At 30.4% G+C, this 17283-nt stretch carries 17 protein-coding genes; 13 read left to right on the forward strand and 4 right to left on the reverse strand.

The annotated features are described in order from the left end of the window. Window positions 1-100 precede the first annotated feature (100 nt). Entirely contained in the window at window positions 101-469 is a 369-nt protein-coding gene (locus BM319_RS01405) for a DUF3979 family protein (RefSeq protein WP_069031963.1), read from the forward strand. On the opposite strand, the gene BM319_RS01410 is transcribed toward BM319_RS01405, so the two are convergent. After that, the gene (locus BM319_RS01410) at window positions 466-1515 is read right to left on the reverse strand and encodes a YkvI family membrane protein (protein WP_069031964.1); all 1050 of its coding nucleotides are present in this window, start codon (window positions 1513-1515) and stop codon (window positions 466-468) included. The two genes, BM319_RS01405 and BM319_RS01410, sit on opposite strands and share 4 nt — an antisense overlap. Window positions 1516-1717: 202 nt before the next feature. Between BM319_RS01410 and BM319_RS01415 the strand changes: the two genes are divergently transcribed. Further along, the gene (locus BM319_RS01415; protein WP_069031965.1) at window positions 1718-3001 is read left to right on the forward strand and encodes an MDR family MFS transporter; all 1284 of its coding nucleotides are present in this window, start codon (window positions 1718-1720) and stop codon (window positions 2999-3001) included. A 39-nt stretch (window positions 3002-3040) separates the two neighbouring features. Here BM319_RS01415 and BM319_RS01420 read toward each other — a convergent pair whose 3' ends face one another. Continuing rightward, entirely contained in the window at window positions 3041-3979 is a 939-nt protein-coding gene (locus BM319_RS01420) for a metal ABC transporter substrate-binding protein (RefSeq protein ID WP_091021105.1), read from the reverse strand. A 312-nt stretch (window positions 3980-4291) separates the two neighbouring features. Next, window positions 4292-5026: a CDP-diacylglycerol--serine O-phosphatidyltransferase gene (pssA, locus tag BM319_RS01425; protein WP_069031967.1), complete on the reverse strand. Its 735-nt coding sequence runs from the start codon at window positions 5024-5026 to the stop codon at window positions 4292-4294. A 388-nt stretch (window positions 5027-5414) separates the two neighbouring features. On the opposite strand from pssA, the gene BM319_RS01430 reads away from it, so the two are divergent. The 11 genes from BM319_RS01430 to BM319_RS01480 all read left to right on the forward strand — a co-directional run bounded on the left by BM319_RS01430 (window position 5415) and on the right by BM319_RS01480 (window position 16714). After that, the gene (locus tag BM319_RS01430) at window positions 5415-7046 is read left to right on the forward strand and encodes a peptide ABC transporter substrate-binding protein (RefSeq protein ID WP_069031968.1); all 1632 of its coding nucleotides are present in this window, start codon (window positions 5415-5417) and stop codon (window positions 7044-7046) included. Between the two features lie 503 nt (window positions 7047-7549). Continuing rightward, window positions 7550-9184 (forward strand): peptide ABC transporter substrate-binding protein, encoded by a 1635-nt coding sequence (locus tag BM319_RS01435; protein ID WP_069031969.1) that lies wholly within the window; start codon window positions 7550-7552, stop codon window positions 9182-9184. Window positions 9185-9339: 155 nt separating this feature from the next. Continuing rightward, complete coding sequence (gene uptA / locus BM319_RS01440; RefSeq protein ID WP_286143691.1) at window positions 9340-9942, forward strand: undecaprenyl phosphate transporter UptA; 603 nt, start codon at window positions 9340-9342, stop codon at window positions 9940-9942. A 69-nt stretch (window positions 9943-10011) separates the two neighbouring features. After that, window positions 10012-10197, forward strand: a complete 186-nt coding sequence (locus BM319_RS01445; protein WP_069031970.1) for a hypothetical protein — start codon at window positions 10012-10014, stop codon at window positions 10195-10197. Window positions 10198-10383: 186 nt separating this feature from the next. Then, the gene (locus BM319_RS01450; protein WP_056466477.1) at window positions 10384-11325 is read left to right on the forward strand and encodes a magnesium transporter CorA family protein; all 942 of its coding nucleotides are present in this window, start codon (window positions 10384-10386) and stop codon (window positions 11323-11325) included. Window positions 11326-11394: 69 nt separating this feature from the next. After that, window positions 11395-12276 carry a permease gene (locus BM319_RS01455; RefSeq protein ID WP_069031971.1) on the forward strand — a complete coding sequence of 294 codons (882 nt, stop codon included), beginning with the start codon at window positions 11395-11397 and terminating at the stop codon, window positions 12274-12276. A gap of 12 nt (window positions 12277-12288) precedes the next feature. Beyond that, complete coding sequence (locus BM319_RS01460; RefSeq protein WP_091021106.1) at window positions 12289-13203, forward strand: TIGR03943 family putative permease subunit; 915 nt, start codon at window positions 12289-12291, stop codon at window positions 13201-13203. 217 nt (window positions 13204-13420) lie between these two features. Next, window positions 13421-13852: a hypothetical protein gene (locus BM319_RS01465; RefSeq protein ID WP_091021107.1), complete on the forward strand. Its 432-nt coding sequence runs from the start codon at window positions 13421-13423 to the stop codon at window positions 13850-13852. 254 nt (window positions 13853-14106) lie between these two features. Then, the gene (spoIIP, locus tag BM319_RS01470) at window positions 14107-15234 is read left to right on the forward strand and encodes a stage II sporulation protein P (protein WP_069031974.1); all 1128 of its coding nucleotides are present in this window, start codon (window positions 14107-14109) and stop codon (window positions 15232-15234) included. A gap of 180 nt (window positions 15235-15414) precedes the next feature. Next, window positions 15415-15798 (forward strand): DUF3888 domain-containing protein, encoded by a 384-nt coding sequence (locus BM319_RS01475; protein WP_069031975.1) that lies wholly within the window; start codon window positions 15415-15417, stop codon window positions 15796-15798. Window positions 15799-15943: 145 nt separating this feature from the next. Next, window positions 15944-16714, forward strand: a complete 771-nt coding sequence (locus tag BM319_RS01480) for a hypothetical protein (protein WP_069031976.1) — start codon at window positions 15944-15946, stop codon at window positions 16712-16714. Window positions 16715-16888: 174 nt separating this feature from the next. On the opposite strand, the gene BM319_RS01485 is transcribed toward BM319_RS01480, so the two are convergent. Then, window positions 16889-17242 (reverse strand): hypothetical protein, encoded by a 354-nt coding sequence (locus tag BM319_RS01485; RefSeq protein ID WP_069031977.1) that lies wholly within the window; start codon window positions 17240-17242, stop codon window positions 16889-16891. Window positions 17243-17283: the final 41 nt, after the last annotated feature.

Genomic DNA, 17283 nt, shown 5'->3' on the forward strand with positions numbered 1-17283 from the left:
CTTATCCAATCTAACAAGAACTTTGGAACCGGCATATTCCTGTCTTTTCCTGTCTTTATTTGTTAAACTATCAACATATCATAAATTAGAAGGTGACAAAATGATTTGTTTTTTAGAAAATACCTTTCAAATAAAATTAGAAAAAAATGATAAAGGTGATTATCCGATTATTGTGACTGACGAAGGAATATATAGTGAGATGAGTCTGAAAGATAAACCAAGCACATATGTTAAGTTTATTATAAATGAATACGACGAGTTAACGATTGATTGGTATATCGAAAATGAAAATCGCTTCTCAGTAAAAAGCCTACAAGTTCATCAAATGATTTTAATAAACGATCATGATGAAAATTCAATTCAATTTGTATTAGAACGTTGGCAAAGTAGGATGTTTAAGATTCAATGGAAACCAAAGTTACACATTGAATTTGGTTTATATTATGAAGTTTGCGATGATTGCGATTAAGATGATTTTTTAGGTTTTAGTAAGGTTAGGATTACAAGAAAACTAATCCAACCGATAAGTGGATAAAGGAATGTTAATAATGGTCCATAGCCAATAATGCTAATAAACAAGCAGCAAATTAATAATAAGATAACGACTAAATTTGGGTTTAATCGGATATAAGAATTAATTTGTCTAGACATCCCATATATGTTTCCAACTAATGTGGTGAAAATTTCAGCTAGAATAACCATTAGGAAAAAGTAATAGAAAATTGGATGGATTTTTTTGATTACCTCTACCATTGGAATTTCATATTGTTGAAAATTGGTTACACCTGATACGTTCAAGTGAATTAGTAATAAAATAATTCCTAATATTAGACCACCTAATACACCGCCTTGAACAATAGAAGACTTTTCTTTACATTCAAAACCAATCGGTACTAAAACTGCCTGGGCTAATGCCATATTTAAACAAACATAGGTTATTGGTTTTGTAAAAACTGTATAGTTAAGTGTATTAAAAGAAGGTAAAATATGGTCTAGTGTTATTTCATGCATCGTAAATGGTAAATGTGAGTTGATGAAAACTGCAACGATAAAAGCACACATAATTGGGACTACCGTATTATTTAGACTGAATAAACCACTTGTCCCTTTTCTTAAAACCAAAAAAGTCAAAATGATAAAAAATATTGATCCGATAAATGAATCAAAATGTAAGTAATTTTTAAATACAGCCCCAGCACCAGACAACATAACACTTGTAACGCCAATTAAAACAAAGAATAATAAGCCATTAATAATATTTCCTCCGACTTCTCCAAACAATAGTACATTAAATTGTTGAGCAGAATTTAATTTATATGTATGAGCGATTGTCATAATTTTAGTTCCAAACCAACAAAATAATATAGTCGCAAAAAGGATCCCCAATGCACCATATACCCCGTTAATTGAAAAGAACTCTACAATTTCTTTACCAGTGGCAAATCCTGCTCCAATCACTGTTCCGACATACGTAAAGGCTATATTTCGAGCTTCTTTACTAAAGTTGAATTTCATAGGAAGTCCTCCTAAATGTAGTACTAAATTGTATGATACATTTTAGGAAAATAGACATGCTCCCTTTGTAAAATTTTATAAACAAATTAATTAAATGCATTGATCGGGATAGATTTTATATGAAGAAGGAAGTACCAATTAAAATTCAATTTACGCATTTTTTTAATTATGTTAAAGTGAGAAGGTTAGGGGGACGGACATCATGAATATACTTAAATGGAATTTTAATATGAAGATTCGGCTTGTAGCTGAGTTTTTCTTTGGATTATTCTTTTGGATGTATTTACCATTTTTAGCGATTTATTTTGCTGAAGAATTAGGTAAAGTAACAGCAGGGATCTTACTTATGTGCTCTCAAGCTGTTGGGGTATTTGCAAATTTAATCGGTGGATATTTGGCTGATACGTATGGTCGAAAACGAATGATGGTCATTTCAGCTTTCATTCAAGCTGGAGGAATGATTTTGCTAACAATTGCAAATTCACCAATTTTAAATTCTCCATGGCTAACTTTTTTAGGGTTTGCAATAATTAGTGTCACAGGAATGCTCTATAATCCAGCAAGTTCGGCTATGGTAGCAGATACGGTTGAAGATAAAGATGAAAGAAACTTAGTCTTTGCTGTTTTTTATACGATGATAAATATTAATGTAGTAATCGGACCAATTATCGGAGGCATTTTATTTTTCAAAGCAAGATTTTTATTATTTGCTACATCTTCATTGATCTTTTTAATTGTCGCTTTTATGATTCTACTATTAATAAAGGAGTCATTACCAGACTCTGTAAGACAAGAAAAAGAAGCGTCTATTTCAAAAGTTTTAATGAAACAAGTAAAGAATTACCGTATAATCTTTACTGATAAGGTTTTTTTCTTATTTGTGGCAGCTGGTATATTAATCTCTCAAACTTTTACTCAATTAGATTTATTACTAGCGGTTTATATAAAAGAAAGTATACCTGTTCAAACATTATTTAGTTTTAGCGATTTTACTTTAACGACAAATAGTGAAACATTATTTAGCTGGGTCATAGCTGAAAACGGTTTAATCGTAGCATTATTTACAGTTTTAGTAACGAAATTTGCCAATAAGTTTAATGAAAGATTTTTATTTTTTGCATCATCTGTTTGTTATGCTTTATCTATGTTATTGTTTGGATTCACGTTATCAGCCTATGTTATTTTTATTGCAATGGCACTCTTCACTTTAGGTGAGATATTAGTTGTAGGAAATCAGAACTCATTTATTGCAAAAATTGCTCCTGAAAATCAACGTGGACAGTATTTTGCAGCAGCAGGTTTAAGATGGTCCCTCGGGCGAACTATTGCTCCATTGACGATTCCACTAGCTGGGCTAATTGGATATAAATGGACATTTAGCATAATTTCGATCTTAGCTTTGATTGGAGCATATTTATTTGAATTGATGTTTAAAGAAATCAAGAAAAAACCTGAACCGTTTTCTGATCATATGAAGGTAGGATAAGTAGTAGGAAAAGAGGACCCAACTCAGTGGGTCCTCTTTTTAACGGTTATTTAAAGTCTTATCTAATGTGTCGATATTTTCTTGCATTAAGTCGAAATAATCTTTATGTTTCTTTAAATCATCCTCTGAAATAGTTGCAAGGTGGTTAAGTCTTAAGATTTCAGCATGGGTTTCATTTTTTACAACTGTTGCTACTTTTGGTGTAGCAAATGTTTCAAACAATATATATTTGACATGATGTTCTTTTACAAAATCAACAACTTTCTTTAGATCCTTCTGTGATGGCTCTTGAGAAGGGGATAGTCCTGTGATTGGGATTTGTTCAATTCCGTAATGTTGTTCCAAATATCCATAAGCTGCATGTGAAACGACAATATCTTTACGTGCAGAATGTAAAACTAAATTTCTTAATTCATTATCAAGTTCATCAAATTGATTTTCAATTTTATCATAATTTGCATCAAAGTACTGTTTGTTTTTCGGCATTAATTTAACTAATTCATCTCTAATATTTTGTGCTTCAATTTTTGCACGAGATGGATCTAGCCAAACATGTGGATCAACGTCATGATGATCTTCATCTTCCTGAATTTCTTCTTCGTTTGACTTTATTAATTCAATATTTTTAGTTGTCTCTAAGATTGCAACATGATTATTTTTAAGTGTATCTTTGATTTTATCTGCAAAAGGTTCCATACCTGCACCATTGTAAACAAATAAATCGGAGTTTGCGATTTTTACTATTTGTTTAGAAGTTGGTTCAAAATCATGAGTATCAACACCAGTAGGATAGATGGAATGTACATCAACGTATTTACCACCAATTTTTTCAGCAAAATCTTGTAAAGGATAGATGGTTGTATAAATCGTTAGTTTATTTTTATTTTTTGTACTTTGCTGATGCGTGTCTTTATTGCAAGCTGACAGAACTGCACTTGTTAATAGCAAAGTCGTTATTGCTAATTTTTTAAATTTCATTTTTTTCTCTCCCTAAAAAATTAATCATTTTAGTATTTTATAATGAGGTCGTTAATAAACGAATAAAGTTAAAATATTTTAATTAATTCGTAATCATTCCTTTTTATATTTTGAAAAAAATATAAGATCATTCTTATCAATCTTATAAGTATATAAAATTTATCATATATTCAAAATCGTAATAAATACGATTTAATCCTTTGTCATTATAGAACAGTAATTATTAATGTGCAAGAAAAATGCGATTTAAAAGAATTAAAATAAAAAAAAGTATGCTTTGATGAAAAACAATGCATCAAAACATACTTTGTATTAAGACTTTCTTTTTAAACGGAATTTACGTGGTTTCTTATTTTCATTCCTTGATTGTTTCTTTTTACTTTTGAAAAATTGAAAGAAAATAAAGAAGATGTAAAGCGGAATTGCTATATAAATAAAGAATGGCCACTGTTCTTTTTTAGCGTGCCATACTAGATATAATGCGTATCCTAAAAAAATCGTAATAATTGTAGCATATTTAGGAATCGGAATATCTTTAAAGCTTGGAATTTTTATTCTACTAACCATTAAGAATGCTAATGCAACAAAAACTGTTATGATGACGATTTGTGGAATGCGACTTCCAAATAACGTTAAAAAGGCAACAAGACCACCAGCTGCTGTAATTGGTACTCCTGTAAAATATTTTAGTGAAGTTGAAATCGGTGTAACATTAAATCTTGCTAATCGATATGCCCCAAACAGTGGGAATAAACCTGCAATTCCTAGACCAAAGATACCTTCAGTAGAAAATTGTGTACAATATACTAAATAGGAAGGTGCAACTCCAAAAGTAACTATATCAGCTAAAGAGTCTAGTTCTTTTCCTAATTGTGATTGGACTCCTAAAACTCTAGCAACTCGACCGTCCATACTATCGAGCATCATTCCTATTAAAATAAGAATTGCGGCATTTCTAAATTCTCCTTTAGCTGCAAATCCGATCGATAGAAACCCACAATATAAATTCCCTAGAGTAAAAAGGTTTGGAATACTTTTTCTTATCATACATTCACTTCCTAAAATTGATATAAAAAATAGATATGTTCAAATTCAATAAGTTATATTATAACCCAAAATTTAGTAATAATGGAATCTAATAATTAAGTTCATAAAATGTTTCTAGAATCGACATAAAGTCTTTTGAAAATTGTCGTATTTTGCGCCGATAAAATATGTGAATAGTATTACAATTATATTGCACTACACTAATATTAATAAAAAATATGATAATTGAACTAGGAATTTGGGGGAATTTAATAAAAAATAAATTAAATATTAAAAAAATACTTTTTTTTCTGAAAAATATGTAGTATATTGAAAAAGTAAAAAGTGATTTTTCAGAAAAATAAGTAAATTATAAAATGATAAATCACTAATATATGGAGGTGCTCTAATGAAGCGTAGATTAGCAACAACTGTTTCAAGTTTATTGGTACTAAGTACGGTACTAGCAGCTTGTGGCAAAGACACAGAAAAAACAGCAACTAACTCACAGAAGGATAAGAAGCAAACGTTAAGGTTAACTACAACTACTGAGATTCCTTCAATGGATTCAGCAAAAACTACTGATTCAATGTCATTTGAAGTTTTAGACAATGTAAATGAAGGTTTACTTCGTTTAGGAGAGGGTGACGAAGTAGTAGACGGAGTTGCTAAGAAAGATTCGGTTGAAGTTAGTAAAGATGGTCTAACATATACATTCCATTTACGTGATACACAATGGTCAAATGGTGAGCCTGTAACTGCTAATGATTTCGTTTATGGTTGGCAACGTGCTGTAGATCCAAAAACTGCATCTGAATATTCATTCATTTTATACTATGTGAAAAATGCTGAAGCAATTTTCAATGGTAAAATGCCAAAAGACCAATTAGGTGTGAAAGCACTAGATGATAAAACTTTACAAGTAACGCTAGAACAACCAACTCCTTATTTCTTACAATTAACTACTTTTGGGACATACTTACCAGAAAACCAAAAGTGGGTTGAGTCTAAAGGAAATCAATATGGTTTAGAAGCAAATACTCAATTATACAATGGTCCGTTTACTTTAAGTGAGTGGAAGCATGAGCAAAGCTTTACATTAAAGAAGAATCCAAAATATTGGGACAAGGATTCAGTTAAGTTAGATGAAATTAAATACAATGTAGTTAAAGATACTTCTGCTGCAGTTAACTTATATGAAAACGGCGATATTGATAAAGTAATGCTTGATTCGGAGTATGTTGATAAATATAAAAATGACCCTGAATACAAAACTCAATTAGATGCTCGTTTAGTATTCTTCCGTTTCAATGAAAAACTACCAATCTTTAAAAACGCTAAAGCTCGTAAAGCATTTGATTTAGCTTATGATAAATCAGCTATTACATCTTCAATTTTAAATGATGGTTCTAAACCAGCTTATTGGTTAGTACCTTCTGAGTGGGTAAAAGGGCCAGATTCTAAAGACTTCCGTGACCATAACGGCGATTTCAATAAATATAATGTTGAAGAAGCTAAAAAGTTATGGGCTGAAGCTAAGAAAGAACTTGGTAAAGATACATTTGAGTTAAAAATGCTTTCATATGATGATACAACTCGTAAAAAAGCTGCTGAGTATGTAGCTGGTGAGCTTGAGAAGAATTTACCTGGTTTAAAAATTACGGTAGCTCCACAACCGTTTGAAATCAAACTTGATAACGAGAAAAAATTAGACTACGACTTCTCATTCTCAGGTTGGGGTCCGGACTATCCAGATCCAATGACATTCATTGATATGTTCATATCTAACAGTCCATTCAATGAAATGGCATACAACAATCCAAAATATGATGAGCTTGTAGCTGCTGCTAAGAAAGAAGCAGACCCTCAAAAACGTTGGGATGATATGGTAGAAGCTGAAAAAGTAATTATGGATGAGGCTGGTATTTCACCAATTTACCAACGTGGCCGTGCATATTTACAAAAAGATTCAGTTAAAGGGATTATTGCGCACAAATTTGGCGGAGATTTCTCTTACAAGTGGGCATCTAACGAAAAATAATAATTTACACTGTAAAGAGAAGGGACAACCCTTCTCTTTTTTTAGAAATTTAGTTTTAAACTGAAAATTATATTTTCTTTATTAAGTGAATAAGTCTGAAATTAAAAGTGAATGTTAAAAGGTGTCCAGGCGGATCACTTTTTTAGCTAAGTACAGATTAATATTGGACTTGAAAAAAATTAAAATGGAAAAATATGATTTAACTAAAAAGTAGACATATTTGTCCAACTTTAATCATTTATTGAAATTGGGGCTATTATTAATAGTTTTGATTTAATATGCAAAAAAAGACGTCAAAATGTAGTTTTTAATTACAAAAAAGTAAAGATTTATTTAAATTTATTAATTTTTTTGAAAAAAATGTCGATTTTTTGTTGATATTTTCAAAAAAGTATGTAAAATAAGAATTAAGTTAAAGGTTATTAACTATTCGGATAATATAAATTATTTGAATATTTTAATAGTTTTTAAGTCTAATTGTTTAATTTTGGGGAGGCAATCTAATGAAAAAGAAGGTATCGTATTTTCTATCTTTATCTGTTGCTGTGAGCATGCTTTTAACTGCATGTAACTCAGACAAATCAAATGAAGGTAAAAAAGAAACAGCAAAAGCAAAACCACAAGTATTAAACTTACTAGGCGGAGCTGAACTACCAAGTTTAGATTCAAGTACTAGTACAGATGCTGAATCTTTCAACGTTTTAGGTAACATTATGGAAGGTTTAAACACGTTAGGTAAAGATGATGCTGTACAACCAGGTATGGCAGAATCTTTTGATAAATCAGCTGATGGTTTAACTTATACATTCCACTTACGTGATGCTAAATGGTCTAATGGTGACCCTGTAACTGCAGGAGACTTCGTTTACGGATGGAAACGTGCTGCAGATCCTAAAAATGCATCTGAGTATGCATTCATGTTGAATGTATTACAAAACGGTGAAGATGTTACTACTGGTAAAAAACCAGTTGATCAATTAGGAGTTAAAGCTGTTGATGATAAAACTTTAGAAGTTAAATTAGCAAAAGCTATTCCATATTTTGATTCTTTAGTAACGTTCCCAACATTCTTTCCTTTAAATCAAAAATATGTTGAATCTCAAGGTAAAAACTACGGTTTAGAAGCAGCTAATTTAATTTTCAATGGTCCATTCGAATTATCTGAGTGGAAACATGATGAAAGCTACAAGTTAGTTAAAAACCCTGACTACTATGATGCTAAAGACGTAACATTAAAAGAAGTTAACTTTAAAATCGTAAAAGACCCACAAACTGGCGTTAACTTATATGAGTCTGGTGATGTTGACCGTGCTGGTTTAACTGCAGAGTTTGTTGACAAATATAAATCTAGCCCTGACTACGGAACAACTAAAGAGCCAACTGTATTCTTCTTACGTGTAAACGAATCGAAAAATCCAGCTCTTAAAAACGTTAACATCCGTAAAGCTTTAAACGAAGCATTTGACCGTGAAGCAATCACTAGCGTAATCTTAAATAACGGTTCAGTACCTTTATACGGTTTAGCTCCAAGTAACTTCTTAGATGCTAATGGTAAAGACTTCCGTGATGCTTCTGGACAACTTGTAAAATACGATCCAGCTGATGCTAAAACATTATGGGAACAAGGATTAAAAGAAATCGGTAAGAAAGATGTTTCAATCGAATTATTAGGTTCTGATACTGAAACTAACAAAAAAATCAGTGAGTACCTACAAGGTGAATTCACTAAAAACTTACCAGGTTTAAAAATTAACATTAAATCAGTTCCATTTGCACAACAATTAGACTTAAACTCTAAGAAAGATTATGACATCTCATTCGGCGGATGGGGTCCAGACTACAAAGACCCAATGACATACTTCGATATGTGGACTAGTCAAAGCCCATTCAACCAAATGGGATTCTCTAACAAAGAGTATGATAAGTTAATCTCACAAGCTGGTTCTGAGTTCTTATTAGATCCAACTAAACGTTCTGATGCATTCTTACAAGCAGAGAAAATCTTAGTACAAGACAATGCTGCAATTCTTCCAATTTACCAACGTGCTATTGCATACGTTATGAAGCCAAAAGTAACTGGATTAATTGAGCATGCATTCGGACCAGATTACACTTACAAAAACGTTGTAATTAAATAATTAAGAAATGATAAAAGGCTGTTCTAATGTCAGGTCACTGACTTGGACAGCCTTTTTTATATGAAATAATACTTTCACCTGAGTATTTCTTTATTTTGACATATTTTATCTTGCTATGTATTATCATTGTAGTACAAGTTGTTTTTGAGAGGGGGATCCTATTGACAAATATCATACATCAAATATTAGAATTTTTTGCATCATTAGGATATTTAGGAGTAGCATTAGGATTAATGATAGAGGTTATTCCGAGTGAGATTGTTTTAGCATATGCTGGTTATCTTGTAGCCGGAGGGCATATAAATTTTGCAGGTGCCTTGGTAGCAGGTGTAATCGGGGGAACTATTGCACAATTATTTTTATATTGGTTAGGTTATTTTGGTGGTCGACCAATTATTGAAAAATATGGTAAATATATTCTAATTAATAAGCATCATCTTGATTTAGCCGAAAAATGGTTTTCAAAATATGGCGTTGGAGTAGTATTTACGGCTCGCTTTATTCCAGTTGTTAGACATGCCATTTCGATTCCAGCGGGATTAGCAAAGATGCCGATAAGTAAATTTACACTATATACAGTTCTTGCAATCATTCCTTGGTCGATCCTATTTATCAAAATTGGTGAGAAATTAGGTAAAAACTGGGAAACTGCTAAATCTGTTTTAGCTCCATATACCCCAATGCTAATTATTATAGCGATCGCCCTATTTGTTGTATATTTTTTAATGAAAAAATTAGTGGCAAAAGGTAGAAAATAAAATAAATATGATTTGTTTTTCATTATATTACATATAATATAATAAATTTCAATTGGAAGGATGAATTTTATGTATTCTATGTCGTATGATGCATTAAAATCTGATTTATCAAATACTCTTTCAACTGTTCAAAATCAATTGAATACTGAAGATTATTCATTACATACAAAAGAACAATTACAAAGTCAGTTAGAAGTTTATCAATACATTGATGAGTTAAGTGATATGCATTATTTTTATAAAAGCGGATACTGAAAAATAGGTCACTATAAGTGGCCTTTTTCTTTATTTGTGAATAGTATAAATGCTCACTAAAATAGCTACTCCAAGCGTTTGATTATTAGAAAATGGACTTTCTTTTTAATAAAGGTTGAAACATATAAAAATGTTTCGTATGCTATTATTGTGTAGTTTTTGTTTTAGAATTAGAGGTGAATTAAGATGCTAAATTTTTATCTTTCAGATGCACAAGGGAAACTAAATCAAGTCGATGTTATTGAGAAAGGTTGTTGGATCAATGCGATCAATCCAACAGAACAAGAAATTCAATATCTAGTTCAAAAATTAGACTTAGATTTAGATTTTATTAAAGACCCACTTGATGATGAAGAACGTTCAAGGATAGAGGTTGAAGGGGAACACACTCTAATTATTGTTGATATTCCAATTGTAGCTCATGATGATAATGGGCACACAATTTTTGATACAATACCAATCGGGATGATTATTTCATCTCACACGTTTGTAACAATTTGTTTAAGTGAAAATCCGATTTTTGAAAGATTTATTTACCAAAAAGTAAAAGGATTTTTTACGTTTAAAAAGACTAGATTTGCACTTCAACTATTGCATACGACATCATCATATTATTTACGTTATCTTAAACAAATTAATCGCAAAACAAATGAAATTGAAGCCGAATTACATCAATCTACGAGAAACCAAGAGTTATTTACAATGCTGAACCTTGAAAAAAGTCTTGTTTATTTTACGACTTCATTAAAATCGAATAAAATTGTCATGCAAAAAATCCTTAAAGGGAATATTTTAAAAATGTATGAAGATGATGAAGATTTATTAGAAGATGTAATTATTGAAAATAAACAGGCTATAGAGATGGCAGAAGTATATAGTAATATCTTAAGTGGAATGATGAATACATTTGCTTCAGTTATCTCAAATAATTTAAATATTGTAATGAAATTTTTAACTTCTATTACAATTATTTTATCAATTCCAACAATGGTTTCTAGTTTTTATGGGATGAACGTTGATCATATCCCATTAGCAAATATTCCACATGCGTTTCCAATCGTAATAGGTATATCTGCAATATTATCAACTACAATTGCATTAATATTTTGGAAAAAAAGGTACTTTTAACTCACAAAGCCGCCGGTCATTCGGAGGTTTTGTGAGTTTTCATTTTTAAAAGTACATGGGAGAGAGATTATGAGTACGAATTTTTATCATTCGTTTTTACAAATGAATACGATCTTTATTTCGATTGTAGTAGAAGCATTGCCATTTATATTAATTGGTGTGTTTATATCGGGGATCATTCAAATATTTATTACTGAGGAAATGTTATATAAGATAATACCAAAAAATAGATATCTAGCAGTATTAGTAGCTATTTTATTGGGATTTATTTTCCCAGGTTGTGAGTGCGGAATTGTACCAATTGTAAGTAGGTTGATCAAAAAAGGTGTGCCACACTATGTAGCGGTCGCGTTCATGTTAACAGGGCCAATCATTAACCCAATTGTACTGTTTGCAACATTTATTGCATTTGGTAATAATATTGAAATGGTTATTTATCGTGCTGGAGCTGCTATGATCATTGCTTATATAATAGGAATCGTATTATCATATTTAAAAATTGAGAATCCATTAAAACACGATTTAGTTACAATTCCAGTTGATCATACTATTCCTGTTAGGAAAAAATTATGGAGTGTTTGTGTACATGCTATAGAAGAATTTTTCTCTATGGGTAAGTTTTTAATTTTAGGTGCATTTATTGCAGCGTTCGTACAAACATTTATTCCAACTTCAACATTAATGCATATAGGTAATGGACAAGTTGCTAGTATTCTAGTAATGATGGCATTAGCGTTTATTTTATCTCTTTGCTCTGAGGCTGATGCATTCGTAGCATCTTCATTTCAAAGTACGTTTTCTTTAAACTCAATCGTTGCGTTTATGGTTATTGGTCCAATGATCGACATAAAAAATACATTAATGTTATTCCAACATTTCAAAAGTCGATATGTATTCATAATTATTGGATTAGTTATTGTATTAACGTTTTTCACAACATTATTCATTTAAGGGAGAATCAATATGGCAAGAGCATATGTACTATTAGGATTTACCTTCTTTTTAATGCAATTGCATATTAAAGGTACGATCTCAAAATATATTAATATGAAATACTCTTATTTATCTCTGACAGCGGGGATATTATTTGCATTTCTAACTTTAATTCAAGTAATTCATACGTTAAGAACTAATCATGATGAAGATGAAGAGCATAGCCACGATCATGACCACGATCATGACCACGACCATAACCATAACCACCATCATGATCATAATTGTGATCATACTTGTGTACATGGACATGTTCATAAAGAAGCTAAGGGTTTTAAAAAGTTTTTAAATGGCTTAGTATTCATCTTTCCATTGTTTACCGGTATATTTTTACCAGTTGCAACTTTGGACTCTACGATTGTACAAGCAAAAGGGTTTCATTTCCCTGTTTCAGAACCGGGTAATAATGATCCTTTTATGCAAAGGCAGTATTTAAAGCCTGATTTAAGTATTTACTATGGGCAAGAAGGATATCAAAAATTAATTAAACAAGAATCAAAAGAATATATAAATAAAAAAAGCATTGTCCTAAATGATTATGACTTTCTTAAAGGAATGGAAGTTTTATATGATGAGCCTGGAAAATATTTAGGAAAGCAATTAACCTATAAAGGCTTTATCTATCATGAGAAGGGATTGAAAAAAAATCAGGTTTTCTTATTTAGATTTGGAATTATTCACTGTGTTGCCGATTCTGGTGTATATGGTGTGCTAATTGATTTGCCTGATGGACAAACGTTAAAAAATGATCAATGGATTGAAGCTACTGGTAATATACAACAAATGTACTATCAACCATTTAAAGTAAACATTCCTTATTTAGACGTCACTAATATTAAGGAAATACAACCACCAAAAGATGCGTATGTATACCGTAACAAGTAAAATGAGCCTAAATGGCTCATTTTTTTTTTATTTTTAGGATAAACAACTAACAAAATCTTATAAAAAAACTATTTTTAAAATTTCATTTACCGAAATGACAGTAAAAATAGAAAAATAATATAAAAAACTTGTTCATATCTAGACATGTACACATTCAATATTTAAATTTCTACGTATGTTATAAATGTACAATAAATAATTATAGAGGTGTTCTTAAATGTGGGGATTTTGTGGTTGCAATCGTAGAAGAGAAGAAAGAGAAGAAGTATCTCCAGTAAGAGATATGAGAGAGTTTGTTGAAGTTCGTAGACCATGTAATGAATGTGATTGTCATAGAAATAATGACAATGACAGAGTAATGAGTGAAAATATGAATAATAGCCATAACAGAAATAGAAACATGAATGAAAACAGAAACATGAATGAAAATAGAAACGAAAACAGAAATATGAATGAAAATAGAAACGAAAACAGAAATATGAATAATAATAGACGTAGTGGATGTAGAAGAAATAGAAATATGAATAACAGTATGGTATCGCCAGCAACAAACTCATTTTGTGAAACTCAATTAGAAGCTGCAAGAAATAGTTGTGTTGTAAATCCGTTCACAGTATTCAATCGTTGCAACAATAATAATAATATGTAATTTATTGAAAAAAGAGCTTTTACACTAATTGAATTATGAACTTTTTTTTGAGGTGTCTTTTACGGCATCTCTTTTTTTACTAATTAAAGTTCTAATAAAATTCATAAATGAGTGTGGATTAAAAATGATGAAGTGTCGAACAATTTAATATTCTAATAACACTCGGCTATATATGAAGAGTAATTAATAGTATTTAATAATTTTTTCATTCTATTTTATAGGGCTTGTACATACGTTTTATTAGAGGTGATTTAATGAGACAATCAATATATATAAAATCTATTAATCTTAAACGTGTAACGGCAAGTGTCTTTGTAGGCATTGTCTTATTATTTTTGTTAGCGAGTTTATTTGTGACATCAATGAAAAATACTAAATCATATTATGTGCATCAATGGTTTGAAAAAATGAGTTATGAAGGATTTATTAAAGCGTTTGAATATGAAAATGGTCATTTTAGGGTAGGTGACGATTCTACTAAAAATGGACAACCTATCGGTAATATACTTTTTTCATTTATTACAAATATTAGACTGTACGATCCAAAAAGTTTATTAGTGCATGAAATATCTAGTATGACAAAATTCGAAAATAATATCCTAGTTGCTGGAGAAGGCATTGATTTTACGAATCTTCCAATAGAATCAAGCTTAACACTTGACGAAATTAACCAAAATCCAACTGTTAAAGATCCAGTTAATGAACCAATTAAAAATCCAACAAACCCACCATCAAAAACTACAAATGGAAAAGATGTCTTTTTTATTTACCACACACATAGCTGGGAATCATTTTTACCTTTAATCCCGGGTGCAAAGTCGCCAAATCAAGCTTCTTCTCCAAAAGTAAATGTAAGCTTATTAGGTGATCGATTGAAAAAGAATTTAGAAGCAAATGGAATCGGTGCGATTGATGATAAAACAAATATTGGAGCCGAATTAACGAAAAGAAATTGGAATTGGGGAAGTTCATATAAAATGTCTAGACTGGTTGTACAAGATGCGCTTTCTCAAGATCAAGATCTAAATTATCTTATTGACATACATCGTGATGATCAAAGAAAAAATGTGACAACTACTGAGATTAATGGGCAAAAATACGCAAAGCTATACTTTATCGTTGGAGTAGAAAACAAAAATTATAGAAAGAACTTAGCGTTAGCTAAAGATTTAAATAGTGAAATTATGAAATTTAACAAAGGTTTAACAAGAGGGATATTTAGTAAAAACTATAAACAAGGAAATGGCGTTTATAACCAAGATTTATCACCACACTCAATATTAATCGAAGTAGGAGGGGTCGATAATACATTACCAGAACTTTATAGAACAATTGACTTGCTCTCAGATATCTTGAGTAAATACTATTGGGATCATCAATAACATAGTTAAAAGATAAAAAGAAGACCACGAAAAGAAAAAACTTTTCATGGTCTTTCTTTTTTCCTTATTCCATAAAACTCCTATCCCAAGCCTCATTTAAACTCTCTTTCATAACCATCTGTAAATTGTAAACAATAGATAGTAAGAAATTTGTTAAAACCTTAAGATGGAGGATTAGAAATGAAAAGAGGATTTATTATCGTACTATTATTGTGCTTAATAGCGACATCAAAACCGGTAAATGCAATTGCGGTACAAAATGAAGTATTAGAAGATGCAGTGTTATCAATTCTTTTTCCTAGTATAAATAACCGCTTATATAAAATGTTCGGTCCAGGAGAACAATATAATTGTGCGACAATAACAAATATAAAAAAGAAATATAATGGTACATATGTCTTCGGGGCAACAATTCAATTAATTGCATATAAACAAGATCAACAACCACCTTATACTCTTGTTAAATTTAATTTCTCAAACGATGACGGTGAATGGAGTATTCGCTCTGTTTCGAAAGAACCAATTCAAACAAAAACTACATCTTTATGTAGGCCTCCTGTTTAACATTATTTTTTAGGTTGATCATGCGAAAAGTTGGTAAAAAATGTAAAAAAATATTGGGTAAAAAGAATTAAATTTATCATTTTTGATGATAAATTTAGTATAAAGTGTGATATGATAAAGAAAAAAATTAAAGGTGGCAATATCGTTGGCGGGAATTGATTCAATAAAGGAGATTATCTATATTTATGGTGATAACCATAATCATTGCTTTATAACTTCAGGCATAAATTATAAAGAGTTTGTTCAAGGACTTCCTTTTCCTCTTCAAAACATCCTTTTGCTAAAACACGATATTCAATGGTCCGAATTTAATTTAAATTCCTCTTTTTATTATGTTGAAAGAGAATATATCAATCAATTTATATTAGAACATAGCGAACATGATGACTTATGTTGGATCGATTTTGAAGAATTAGCAGATTTAGATGAGCTAGAGCCTAAAGAAATTGCAGAATTACTGTATCTTGCTCACAAAAAAGAACCATTACAAAAACCTTTTATACCAAGATTAAACAATTCTTTTGCATATATGAATATAAGTGATGGAATGTATCAAAAGGTTTATTATAAACGAACTAATGACTTTATCTTTATGCTTTGTAATGTCATTTCTTATAAAATTACACAACTTCAGAGAAGAAGTTTAAATATATTTAATCGTTCAAAACAAATTAATCCAATCAATATTAAATTAATGTTGACATTATATCCTTTAATGGAAGATGGATTAATAATTGATCTAAGTGAAAGAGTTGAAAATAGAAAAGTAATCGAAATCCCTATTTTCCGAGTTGATTTTTATTCTGGTGTAGATGAAATTTTAGAAAATGTCGAAGAGTATCGTGACCTTACAAATCATATTGCAAATTTAACTTATTCAAAGAAAGATGACGAATGGTCTGTCGTTCAAGTTTAAAGGAATTGATTGTCTTTCTGAAAAGAAAATTTAAAATTGGAAGATGATGAACTAAGAGTAAGTGAAATGTTTGCGGGGAATTAAAATGGACCTTTAAGGTTCTTTCAGTGTGTAGATAGAGTACAAAATCTGAAAGGACCTTAAAGGTCTTTTTTTGCTTTTTTCAATCTATTCTTAAAGAATTGCACTTAAGACAATTAATAAATTATAGAAAATAGTTACAATTACCGAAAATAATCCAAATCCAATTGCTGTATATCCTAAAGTGGAATGACCTTTAGTTACTGAGTATATTCCAAGTGCAATTCCAACAATTCCAAATAAAACAGGCATTAAAAATAACGAAAATAGTGAAAAAAATAGAGCTACGTATCCAATTACAATTCCAGAGGCATGAGATTTATCTGAAGTTGTTTCCGAATAAAACACATTCCTTGTGGGATAAAACTCTGCACCATATTCTTCATTTTGATCCTTTGGTAAATTGTGATTACGTTTATGTTCTTTATGCTTTTTATGACGATACATTTCATTACACTCCTTTCTTTTAATGCCTTATCTTTAGTATG

Origin of the sequence: Bacillus sp. UNCCL81 (assembly GCF_900112535.1) — a bacterium.
In the GTDB taxonomy this organism is placed as follows: Bacteria; Bacillota; Bacilli; order Bacillales; family Bacillaceae_G; genus Gottfriedia; species Gottfriedia luciferensis_B.